The following is an 11999-nucleotide window of genomic DNA, read 5'->3' on the forward strand; positions in this document are numbered from 1 at the left end:
TTATATTTATTCTTTTTCTAAAATTATTTGAGCAGCAGCAACTGTATCTGTATGTGTAATAGAAAGAAAAATATTTCCAACAAATGGACTTTTTGTTACAACGGGCTTGCCTTTTTCGTTAGGCAATATTTCTATATCATGAAACCCTAGCTTGCCGATACCCGTTCCAAAGGCTTTTGAAAAAGCCTCTTTCGCAGCATAACGTCCCGCTAAAAATTCGATTTGACGAGAACCCTTTAATTCATTAAATATAGCCCACTCAGCTTGAGTTAATACTCTATTTGAAAAAGTACTTCTTTTTTTTACAGCATGTCCAATTCGAGCTATTTCAGTTATGTCTAAACCTATGCCTACAATCATTTTACGCCTCACTTTTTTATGTACTTATCTTTTAGCACCTATTCGCTTTACTCTGAACTTAATTTGAATAACACTCATACTTGTGCTTATATTATCAGAATGAAACGAAATTGTCACTTATTAAACACCTGCGTCTACGTTAAGTTTACTAATAAAAAAAACCATTCTCAATAAAGAGAATGGTTTTATTGGGTTGTATTTGCTTAGTCTTTGTTACGAATAGTAAAATTACGGTCTCCGCCGCCTTGACGTCTGTCAGAGGCTGGCTTGCTACGACGGCTATCGCTACTGCCACGTTTTTTTTCTGAACTGTAACCTGCTCCTGAACCAGAAGCTGACCCGCCACGACGTTCGCCTGGTTTTCCACCACTGCGATTGCCACGGTATCCGCCGCCACTAGATTTCCCTTTATAACCACCACGAGATGATGATCCGCCTTTACCGCCGCCTTTGCTTCCGCCTCGACTTGGTAATGGACGCTCAGGTGTAATTTTAACCGGTACTGCTGCTGCGTCCTTAGAAATACTCTTCAAGAAAGAGGCTGCTATATCTTCAGCTGTATAGGTTTCTAGTAATTGAGCTGCTGCTTTTTCATAAATTTCTAATCCGTTAGCATCAATGATAGAACTGGCTTCTTCCATAGACGCTTTGATTTGTCCTTCAAAAGCTTCAGCGTTTGTTGGTGGACGCAATGGTGTCATTTCTTTTTTAGTTAAATCTTCAATCACACGTAAATAGCCCATTTCATTTGGTGTTATGAAAGAAACTGAAACTCCTTCTTTACCTGCACGACCAGTACGGCCGATACGGTGAACATAACTTTCTGGATCTTGAGGAATATCATAGTTATAAACGTGTGTTACTCCTGATATATCTAATCCACGTGCAGCTACGTCAGTTGCTACTAAGATATCAATTTTACCTGTTTTAAAAGCTTTTAAAACACTCATTCGTTTTTGTTGAGAAAGATCGCCATGGATTCCTTCTGCACGATATCCACGCATTTCTAAGCCTTTAGCAATTTCATCAACGCGACGTTTTGTACGTCCGAAGATGATCGTTAACTCAGGTGTTTGAACATCGAATAAACGTGTCATGATATCAAATTTCTCGAAATCTTTACAGCGAACGAAGAATTGTTCAATTAAACTATCAGATAAAGTCGTTGCTTTGATACTAACGTGTTCCGGATTCTTCATGTATCTTACACCAATACGTTTGATAGGAGCTGGCATTGTCGCTGAGAATAACAATGTTTGATGTTCTGCCGGAACTTCATTAATGATTGTTTCGATATCATCAATAAAGCCCATATTCAACATTTCGTCCCCTTCATCCAAGACCAATGTTTCAACATGATTTAATTTTAATGTTTTACGTTTGATATGGTCTAATAAACGTCCAGGTGTACCAACAATAATATGCGGTGCATCTTTTAATGCACGAATTTGACGACTAATATCTGCTCCACCATAAACAACTTGGACACGAACTTTTTTGTCGCGACTTAAGCGGAATAACTCTTCTTGTGTCTGGATAGCCAATTCACGTGTTGGTGCAATAACTAATCCTTGAACTGCACGATTGTTGATATCAATTTTTTGTAACATTGGTAAACCAAATGCAGCTGTTTTCCCTGTACCAGTTTGTGCTTGCCCGATGACGTCTTTTCCTTCAAGTGCTAATGGAATCGTTTGTGCTTGAACCGGAGTTGCCTCCTCAAAGCCTAAACGTTCTACTGATTTTAATAATTCTGGTGCTAAACCTAATTCTGAAAATTTCAAATATATTTCCTCCCAATTTTGAAAACCGTAAAGAGAGATTTTTGCGAAATACAGGCACCATCATTGTTTCAATTCAGACGCACCTGTTGCTGTCACTCCATATAAAAATTCAACTTATTTTTAAATACTGTTTTTAGCTGAATCCTTCATTTCATATCAAAAGCCTGGATAAATTCCAAGCTCGTCTGCTTATCTATTTTCACAAAACCCTCGTTGGTTTTATCTTTTTAATTAAATCTCTTATTTAATCTAACTAATCTTAACACGTCTAAATACGATTATCAAACAATTTACTCCCTCAATTTTATGAACACGTTTCCTTTTTCAAGTTTTTAAATTTATCTTATTTTAATTTTATCATCTATCCTCCTGACTTTTTGTTTGTTCATCAGCTATTTCTATGCTGCGTCTATTCTTTATATAACAGAAATTTTGCTAATAAATAATTTCAAAAAAAGAATTGAGGAAAATCCCCAATCCCTGTGTTCGTTACTAATCGCGTCTATTTCCAAAAATACGCAACAAGGCAAGAAAAATGTTAATAAAATCTAGATATAAACTTAGAGCTCCACTGATAGCTACTGCTCCTAGTGAATTTTCTCCACTAAATTGAATATAAAGTTGTTTTAATTTATGCGTATCATATGCAGTAAATCCAACAAAAATTAAAACTGTAATAATAGATAAGACAAAATCAGCAGGACCACTACGCAGAATAAAGCTGTTTACTAGCATAGCAACAATCAAACCAATTAAAGCTCCTCTTAGCTGTCCGCCTAATGTTGACATATCACGTTTGGTAAAAAAGCCTACTAAACTCATTCCAGCGAAAGTTGCAGAAGCCATTAAGAAGGCTGAACCAATACTTCCTAATTCGTAAATCAAAAAGATACTTGCTAATGTAATACCGTTTAATAAAGCAAATGCAATAAAGCCAAACAAAGATGAACTAGCTGACCTCATCTTCATTCCATTGGTAGCTAGCTTTGATACTAAAAATATCTCTGCTATAAATAAACCAATCAGCCCAAAGGGGCTACCATAAACCAAATTTAAAATAAATGGACTTTGAGAAGCATAAAATGCTGTTATTCCTGAAATAGCTAGACCTAAGGTCATATAACCGTATACTGAGGCAAAAAATCTAGCCATAGTCGGTTGCTCAATAAAATCATTTGTGACATCTTTTCTTTGAGTATTCAAGTCTATCCCTCCTCTAATCCGTTTTGATAACAATAATATATCAATTAGTTAGCTTCTCCAAATCAGCCTTAAGGCTGATTTTTAGTTAGCTGTCGTAACTTGGAGCGCTCTAATAACAGATAATAAATCTGTCCCAAAGCTAGCTTTTAAGAGTACATAATCTTTTGGTTGAATAAGATTTTTTAGAAAAGCAATCATTGGATCTTTATCCCCATCAAAATGATGCAATCGTTCTTTACCAAAAACTGTTTTCAAAGCCTCATACAAAACTTTCATATGCGTCCCATACAAAATAACTTGGTCAACTTCATCTATTGATAAAGCATCTTGTATACTTAAATGTAGCTCGTCTGTTTGTTCTCCTAATTCTAGCATATCGCCTAAAACCACTATTTTTCTACCACTATTTTTTAATTGACTGAAGTTAGTTAAAACTGCTTTCATTGCGGTAGGATTAGCATTATACGCATCATTTAATAAAGCACTCCCATGAATACCATCTAACCATTCTGTCCGATTTTCCGTTAGCTGAAACGTTGCTAATTTTTGGACAGCTTTATCAATCGGAATACCTAGCACCATCGCACTACTTAAAGCAGCTAGTGCATTATCAACATTATACGTTCCTGTTACAGGCAACTTGATGAAACTACCTGGACTTAAATTTGTTTCAAAGATTGTTTCTTTCATTCCAGATACTATTTCTAATGAATAACTATCATTTGTTGGTAACGGCCCAAATGTTTTGACTTGCTCATGTTTTAGAATATTTGCTCTGTCTATCAAAAGCGGTTCGTTTCCAGGAATAATCAAGATCCCGGTTTCTTTTAAACCGGAAATAATTTCCATCTTTGCATCTGCAATCCCTTCACGAGAGCCAAGATATTCAATGTGTGATTCTCCAATCATTGTAATAATGGCAATATCCGGTTTCGCTAAATTAGAAAGCACTTTAATTTCACCTGCATGATTCATGCCCATTTCTAAAATAATCACTTCTGTATCTTGCGGCATTTCTAGAATCGTAATCGGTAAGCCAATATGATTATTAAAGTTGCCTTGTGTTTTATGAACACGGTATTGGCTAGATACTACTGCTTCAGTCATATCTTTTGTTGTCGTCTTACCATTGCTACCTGTGATGCCGATTACTTTAGGGTGGATTTTATTAAGGTAATATTCTGCTAAGTCCTGGAGCGCTCTCAATGTATCCGCAACTTGAATAACTGGAATATCCGTTGGTGCATCTTCTAGTGGATTGCTCCAAAAAGTTGCTACTGCTCCTTGATCAATCGCCTGTGCGATAAAACTATGCCCATCGTTCTCACTTACCAACGGAACAAACAATGAATGTGCGCTTAATTTTCTAGAATCAAATCCCACGTTATTAATTTCAATCATTTCCCATGTATCTTCTATCTTATGAGCATGCACAGCCTGTGCAATTTCTTTTACTGTTAATGAAAACATAAGTTATCCTCCGTTTAGTTAAATCTTTAGTCTCTCTTATAAAAAAAGTGGCCTGGACATTTGTCCTACCACTTTTCTTACTAGGAAAATCCTTCTTACTAGAATTGAACTCGATCCGTTTGTTCAAATTTTAGCGATTCTTCAAATCGTTTTAAAGCTAATTGAATAAGTTCTTCAACTAAGTCACCATAATTTAAACCAGTATGTCTCCAGAGTAGAGGATACATGCTATATTGAGTAAATCCTGGCATCGTGTTTAACTCATTAATAAAAATTTCATCATTTCCGGTTACAAAAAAATCACATCGACTTAAGCCAGTTCCATCAATCGCTTCAAATGCTCGAATGGAATAAGAGCGCAACTGTTTTTCTACTTCTTCTGAAACACGAGCAGGTATTTGCAAGGTTACTTTATTATTAATATACTTGGCATCGTAATCATAAAAAGCACTTTCTTTTATCAGTTCTCCTGGTACAGACGTATGGATATCGTCGTTTCCTAGAACAGCTACTTCAATTTCTCGAGCTTCAATTCCTTGTTCTACAACTACACGACGATCATATTGCAACGCTAGATTAATGGCTTCTTCTAATTCTACACGCGTTTGGGCTTTACTAATCCCAACACTTGAACCAAGATTTGCCGGTTTGACAAACATTGGATAAACTAAGGTACCTTCACATTTTTTAAATACGTTATCAGCATTCGTTAGCCAATCTGATTTACGAATAGGGACATAAGGAACTTGAGGTAAGCCAGCTTGTTGAAAGAGTTGTTTGCTTATTATTTTATCCATTCCACATGAGCTAGCTAATACTCCAGCTCCGACATATGGCATGCCAATGACTTCAAATAGGCCTTGAACTGTACCATCTTCTCCATTTGGACCATGTAAGACAGGAAAAATAACAGCATCCTTTTCTCTTAGTTCTGAAGGTTTAATTAGTTTTCCTTTGGAAAACATTCCCTCTTCAGTAGAAAAACAAACTTCTTCTGAGCTATTTACTAAACGTAAAACTTCAGATGATTGGATAATTTCTGCCTGTTTAACAACTGCGCCTTTTATCCATTCTCCATCTTTTGTAATATAAACTGGTTCAACTTCATAATAATCATAATAGATTTCTTTGATAATAGAGAAAGCTGTTAATATTGAAATATCGTGTTCAGCACTTTTTCCTCCATATATTAGAAAGATTTTCATTTGGTTTTCCTCCGAGTTATAACTTTTAGTCTCGTATTCTAAAACGAGTTCTCTTGAATTCAAACGTTATTGTATCATATTTTTATTGATAACAATAGGAAACATTTTTGCTAGATTTTCCTTTTATCTTTGTATTATTTTAAAATCTAAAGTCTTCTCAATCTAAAAAGATGACGTTATTTAAAAACAGTCATTCGTGTTAAGAACAATATAAACAAAAAAAGCCACTAAACAAAAGTTTATATGACTTTTTACCTATTCAAAGGTTCAAGTAAACTTTCTTCTTTGAAAGACCACTTACTTTGGTTTTTATCGTAATAAATTGTACCAATTAAATCTTTCTTTGAGAATACTTGATTCAAATCTCTCAAGCGGTCTTCAACTAAAAAAATTGGTATTTCACAGATTTGTTGCTGTACTTGTATCTGAGTAAATGAAAAAAGAACTCCTTCTCTTAACAAAGGAATCAATTGTCTAATTAGTTCTTTGGGTGCAGGCTGAATTTTAGTTTCTTTTTGAAAAAATTTCTTCTTTTCATTACACTTTAATTCTAATGATTTCGTTAGGCTATCATTTAAAAAATCGTAAAACTGTTCTAAATAGCGAAAATATATTTTTTTGAAATTATCAGTCATTGATAAGTAAATATAATTGTTTTGTAATTTATAATAAAAAGGAGAATGTAAATGGGTATGTGCATGAGCAACATATAATAATTCAGATATTTCAACAGGTGTTAATTGTCTTAATAATTCCATACTTTCAAAATCTATACACTTAAAAGCGTAACTAGAATTTCCATCTATATTATCTTTCAAATAATTACGAACTTTTTCTACACCGTGAATCATTTGAAAGCCAGTATGTGGTTCAAATTCCCCTATATCTTTTGAGGCATTCAGTAACAGAATGTTTTCAGGTATTTTTCTTATGATTTCATCGTAGTTTTTAAAGATAATGCCCTTACATAGAACAGAATTAGTTACGCCATCTAGATGAACATAAATATAATCCGAAATCACTAGATACCCCTCCTCATTCATTTTTCTTTACGTCTTATTATACTATGATTTTCTTTTTTAAACTGTATCAATTTAGTGATAGTTTCATTACAACAACATAATGGTAGCGTTCTATTACGACAATTTTGTAACAAATGTTTTTTAAAAGTTATTTTATGTCCAACTTGATAGGTAGATTAAAATTGTTGACCCGTCCTATTTTTAAAAGCCTATCTTGTCCCATAAAGGCTTTCATAAAAGTTTAAGCTTATTTTGTTCAATGTTGAATTTAGCAACTAGTAAAACAAAGTAATCAAAAGTAAGTTAACAGGCTAAAGTAAGAGTTAGACAAATTCACCGTTCAAATTTCAATCTATTTCTTCTACATCTAAACAGAAAATTTCACGTGCTTTTCTCTTCAATAAGCAGATTAATCTACATTAGCAAGTTATGCATCTCTTTTATTCCAGCTTTATCTACAACATTTGATGTATGGCTTAATATCTTCTATTTTATCCTATCAAATAATCTTTAAAAAAGCACGTGATATCAAATTTTTCTCAATTAAAAAAAGCTCTAAGACTAGAGCTTCCGATAATAATTCTGTTATTCAGCTGAGTTTGCGTCTGCCAAACCATATTTTTTGTTGAAACGATCGACACGTCCGTCTGCTTGTGTAAATTTTTGACGTCCTGTGTAGAATGGGTGTGAATCAGATGTAGTTTCAACACGGATTAATGGGTAAGTATTGCCGTCTTCCCATTCAACAGTTTCACTTGAATGTTTTGTAGAACCAGACAAAAATTTAAAACCTGTAGTAGTATCCATGAATACAACTTCTTTATAAGTTGGGTGAATTTCTTTTTTCATGCGCTCTCGCTCCTTTGCCCTGATACATTTGCTGAACCAGAGTTCTTTTTTATTTTTTATTTAACAGTAGAATACTACCACGTCTATTGCCTTATTGCAATCTATTCTCAACACTTTTAATCTTCTATTTTTTACCTACGTATATTACGAGTATTTTTTACCTGACTAAAGGTTTTTTCTGAAAAGCTCTCGAAAAATTGTTTGTTATTTTCAGAGTTACGTAAAGCTTGAATAAATTGATTTGTTAATTCTAAAGAATCCGTTACCATCGCATGACGTAGTTTCCAGATTTCATCTAAATACTCTTTATCTAAGAGTAGTTCTTCTTTTCTTGTACTTGATTTTTTGACATCAATAGCCGGGAATATACGGCGTTCTGATAATTCTCTTGATAAATGAAGTTCTGAGTTTCCCGTTCCTTTAAACTCTTCATAGATAATATCATCCATCCGACTACCTGTTTCAACTAAAGCTGTTGCCAAAATAGTCAAACTACCGCCTTCTTCGATATTTCTTGCTGCTCCAAAAAACTTCTTAGGACGATAAAGAGCTGCAGGATTGATCCCACCACTTAATGTTCTTCCACTTGCAGGGATAACCAGATTATAAGCACGAGCTAACCGAGTAATACTATCCATCAAAATAATAACATCTTGCTTGTCCTCTACTAAGCGCATCGCTCTTTCTAAAACTAGCTCAGCAACACGCACATGATTTTGAGGTTGTTGATCAAAGGTTGATGAGACAACTTCACCTTTCACGCTGCGTTCTATGTCTGTTACTTCTTCTGGACGCTCGTCGATTAACAAAACGATCAATTCAGCTTCTGGATAATTCTCAGCAATACCATTTGCAATGGCCTTTAAAAGGGTCGTTTTACCGGCTTTTGGTGGTGCAACAATTAGACCTCGTTGGCCAAAACCAACTGGAGCTACAATATCAATCATACGAGCAGATATTTTAGATTGCTCTGTTTCTAATTTAATTCGACGGTCAGGATAGAGTGGTGTTAATGCCGGAAAATGCGACCTCTCCTTAGCTTGTTCTGGATTACTTCCATTCACTTTACTCACTTGCATCAATCCGTAATATCGCTCAGAAGGCTTTGGAGGTCGAGCTTTTCCAGTCACCTTATCGCCATTTCGCAACCCAAAACGTTTAATTTGAGAAGCAGAAATATAGATGTCTTCTTTACTGGATGTATAATTAATCGGTCTTAAGAAACCAAAATCTTGTTGTGCCATGATATCTAAAACACCTTCAGCCATAAAGAAACCTTGCTTTTCTTCTTGCGCCCGTATAACTGCTAAAGACAATTCTTTTTTATTCATCTGACTGTAACAAGGAATTTTTAATTCTTTAGCGTAAGCATAAATTTCTTTCAATGTTTTTTTTTCTAGTTGTTCAACAGTCAATATCTCACTCATATTTTCGACTCCTATATTATAGTGTGTTCAGTTTCTATCATCTTAACGTCCGCACCTAAATCAGTTAATTTTCTAATAATATCATCATAGCCTCTTAAAATATTTTCTACGCCCGTAATCGTAGTTGTTCCTTCCGCCATTAATCCAGCTATTATCAAACAAGCACCTGCTCGCAAGTCACTTGCCTCGACTTCTACACCTTTTAACTCGCATGGACCCTCTAAAAGGATTAAATCTCCTTCTACACGTGCTTTTGCGCCCATACGAACTAATTCTGGAATATGCTTCACACGCTTAGTATATATCGTATCTAAAACTGTTGATTTCCCTATTGTTTTTAGTATTAACGGCGTTAAAGGCTGCTGTAAATCTGTTGCAAACCCTGGATATGGGAGCGTTTTTACATTGATTGGCTTTAATGGAAGTTGCGCTTCTTTCACACGAATATTGTCTTCTCCAATGGTCATGGGAACACCCATTTCTTCCATCTTTGCCACTAATCCTTCTAAGTGTTCTACAATAACATTTTGAACCGTAATATCTGTTCCAATTGCTCCAGCTAAAGCTAAATAAGTTCCAGCTTCAATTCTATCTGGTATAACAATATGTCTGCAACCATGAAGTTCGTCGACTCCTTCAATACGAATAACACCCGTTCCTGCTCCTCGAACCTTTGCACCCATATTATTTAACAGTGTTGCTACATCAATAATTTCAGGTTCACGAGCAGCGTTTTCTATGATGGTTGTTCCTTTTGCCTTAACAGCAGCAAGCATCACATTAAGTGTTGCTCCTATAGAAACGACGTCTAAATAGATACGAGTCCCTTTTAGTCCTTCTACAGGAGTTCTAAGATACATCGCTCCTAATTCATTCTCAACTATTGCTCCTAACGCTCGAAAGCCTTTTAAATGTTGATCTATTGGACGAGGTCCTAAAAAGCAGCCGCCCGGTAAACCAACGACACCTTGTCCGTATTTAGTTAACAAAGCGCCCATAAAATAATAAGACGCACGCAAACTTTGTATTTTACCACTTGGCATAGGAATTGAAACCATTTCTGTTGGGTCAATAATTAATGTTGAGCCATCAAAATTTGTTTTAACGTGCATACTATTTAAAATTTCAATCAATGAATGCACATCTTGAATATTTGGCACTCCTTCTAAAGTAACTGGAGAATCAGCTAGGATTGAAGCTGGAATTAAAGCAACGACACTATTTTTAGCCCCGTTGATTGTAACTGATCCACTTAACTTCTTTCCTCCGTTAATAACTATTTTTTTCATTGTCATACCTCACTTTATTAGTTTACCTATTTTTATTGGCTATTGTTTTAAATATTTATTTCACTATTTCTTATAGTAAAAATCACTGGCTTCTACTTTTTTCATTTTTAAATAAATGATTATATTTATTTATGTGTAATGGAACCACTACTCTATAGATGAAAAGTTCACTCCTATTATCTAATGAGGTTCAAAATTTATTATTTAAATTAGTAATAATCTGAGAAAAAACACTTCAGTGGTGAATAACTTTATTTTTTATTAAACACTGATTCATGTTACTATACTATTGTTTAATATACAATTATTATTATATGGATACTCATTTAAACAATCTAGGCAAAAATTTTCCTGTTGATAAAGCGATAAAAAAAGAGCACAAACAATCGTTGGATTGTCCGTGCTCTTTTTTTATCACTTTTCCAGATTAAAATTAAGCTTTGTTTGATGAACCAAAACGTTGCATAGTTATTTTAACTGTAGCAATAATTCTTGCTTTACCTGGTGCAATAACTTTACGAGGATCGTAAACTTTATCGTCAGTAGCTAATTTTTCACGAACGCCTGCAGTCCAAACTTGTTGTAACTCGGTGTTCACATTGATTTTAGAGTGACCATTTTCAATAGCTTTTTTAATTTGGAATTCTGGAATTCCAGATCCACCATGCAATACTAATGGAGCATGAGTTAAGTCAGAAATTTCTTTCATTTCGTCAAAACCTAAAACAGGCTCGCCTTCGTAGTCGCCATGAACAGAACCTAAAGCTGCTGCTAAGGCGTCAATGTTTGCTTCTTTAACCATACGTAGACATTCTTTAGGATCAGCATACTGAACTCCGCCAGTAACGCCATCTTCGGTTCCGCCAACTGTTCCTACTTCAGCTTCTACAGAAGCACCTTTTGAATGAGCATATTCAACAACTTTTTTCGTTGCAGCAATATTTTCATCAATTGGGAACGCTGAGTTGTCGATCATTACAGAAGAATAACCAGCATCAATAGCTGTTTTACAGTTTTCAAATGAAGAACCATGGTCTAAATGTAATGCAACAGGAACAGTAATGTTCATTGTTTCCATTAAAGCTTCAGTCATTGCAGCAACAACTAATGGGCCACCCATGTATTTCCCAGCGCCTTCAGATACTCCTAAAATTACTGGAGAGTTTTCTGCTTGTGCTGCTTCTAAAACGGCTTGTGTCCATTCAAGGTTGTTAATGTTGAATTGACCAACCGCGTATTTACCTTCTAATGCCTTATTTAACATATCTGTCATACTAACTAAACGACTCATATATTTTTCCTCCTTAAGGAAAGGTTTTATTTGTCAAGGTCTTTCCTTGACCAACATTACTATTATACCAAATAAAATAAATAATTCCTAGACTTAAAC

The 11999-nt window shown here is 34.8% G+C and carries 10 protein-coding genes; all 10 read right to left on the bottom strand.

Annotated elements, in window-relative coordinates:
- Positions 1 to 6: 6 nt before the first annotated feature.
- Complete coding sequence (acpS, locus tag B9Y54_RS02230) at positions 7 to 360, bottom strand: holo-ACP synthase (protein WP_085558782.1); 354 nt, start codon at positions 358 to 360, stop codon at positions 7 to 9.
- A gap of 203 nt (positions 361 to 563) precedes the next feature.
- The gene (cshA, locus tag B9Y54_RS02235) at positions 564 to 2144 is read right to left on the bottom strand and encodes a degradosome RNA helicase CshA (protein ID WP_085558783.1); all 1581 of its coding nucleotides are present in this window, start codon (positions 2142 to 2144) and stop codon (positions 564 to 566) included.
- Positions 2145 to 2636: 492 nt separating this feature from the next.
- Positions 2637 to 3347 (bottom strand): Bax inhibitor-1/YccA family protein, encoded by a 711-nt coding sequence (locus B9Y54_RS02240; protein ID WP_085558784.1) that lies wholly within the window; start codon positions 3345 to 3347, stop codon positions 2637 to 2639.
- Positions 3348 to 3428: 81 nt separating this feature from the next.
- Positions 3429 to 4817, bottom strand: coding sequence for a UDP-N-acetylmuramoyl-tripeptide--D-alanyl-D-alanine ligase (locus B9Y54_RS02245; protein WP_085558785.1), 1389 nt, complete (start codon positions 4815 to 4817; stop codon positions 3429 to 3431).
- A gap of 98 nt (positions 4818 to 4915) precedes the next feature.
- Complete coding sequence (locus B9Y54_RS02250) at positions 4916 to 6022, bottom strand: D-alanine--D-alanine ligase (RefSeq protein ID WP_085558786.1); 1107 nt, start codon at positions 6020 to 6022, stop codon at positions 4916 to 4918.
- Positions 6023 to 6273: 251 nt separating this feature from the next.
- On the bottom strand, positions 6274 to 7044 hold the full coding sequence (locus B9Y54_RS02255; RefSeq protein WP_085558787.1) for a hypothetical protein: 771 nt from the start codon (positions 7042 to 7044) through the stop codon (positions 6274 to 6276).
- Positions 7045 to 7629: 585 nt separating this feature from the next.
- On the bottom strand, positions 7630 to 7893 hold the full coding sequence (locus tag B9Y54_RS02260) for a type B 50S ribosomal protein L31 (protein ID WP_085558788.1): 264 nt from the start codon (positions 7891 to 7893) through the stop codon (positions 7630 to 7632).
- A gap of 131 nt (positions 7894 to 8024) precedes the next feature.
- Positions 8025 to 9320 carry a transcription termination factor Rho gene (rho, locus tag B9Y54_RS02265; protein WP_085558789.1) on the bottom strand — a complete coding sequence of 432 codons (1296 nt, stop codon included), beginning with the start codon at positions 9318 to 9320 and terminating at the stop codon, positions 8025 to 8027.
- Positions 9321 to 9331: 11 nt separating this feature from the next.
- The gene (locus B9Y54_RS02270) at positions 9332 to 10609 is read right to left on the bottom strand and encodes a UDP-N-acetylglucosamine 1-carboxyvinyltransferase (RefSeq protein ID WP_085558790.1); all 1278 of its coding nucleotides are present in this window, start codon (positions 10607 to 10609) and stop codon (positions 9332 to 9334) included.
- Positions 10610 to 11042: 433 nt separating this feature from the next.
- Positions 11043 to 11900 carry a class II fructose-1,6-bisphosphate aldolase gene (gene fba / locus B9Y54_RS02275; RefSeq protein WP_085558791.1) on the bottom strand — a complete coding sequence of 286 codons (858 nt, stop codon included), beginning with the start codon at positions 11898 to 11900 and terminating at the stop codon, positions 11043 to 11045.
- Between the last annotated feature and the right edge of the window lie 99 nt (positions 11901 to 11999).

It is taken from the genome of Carnobacterium iners (genome assembly GCF_900177385.1).
GTDB lineage: Bacteria > Bacillota > Bacilli > Lactobacillales > Carnobacteriaceae > Carnobacterium_A > Carnobacterium_A iners.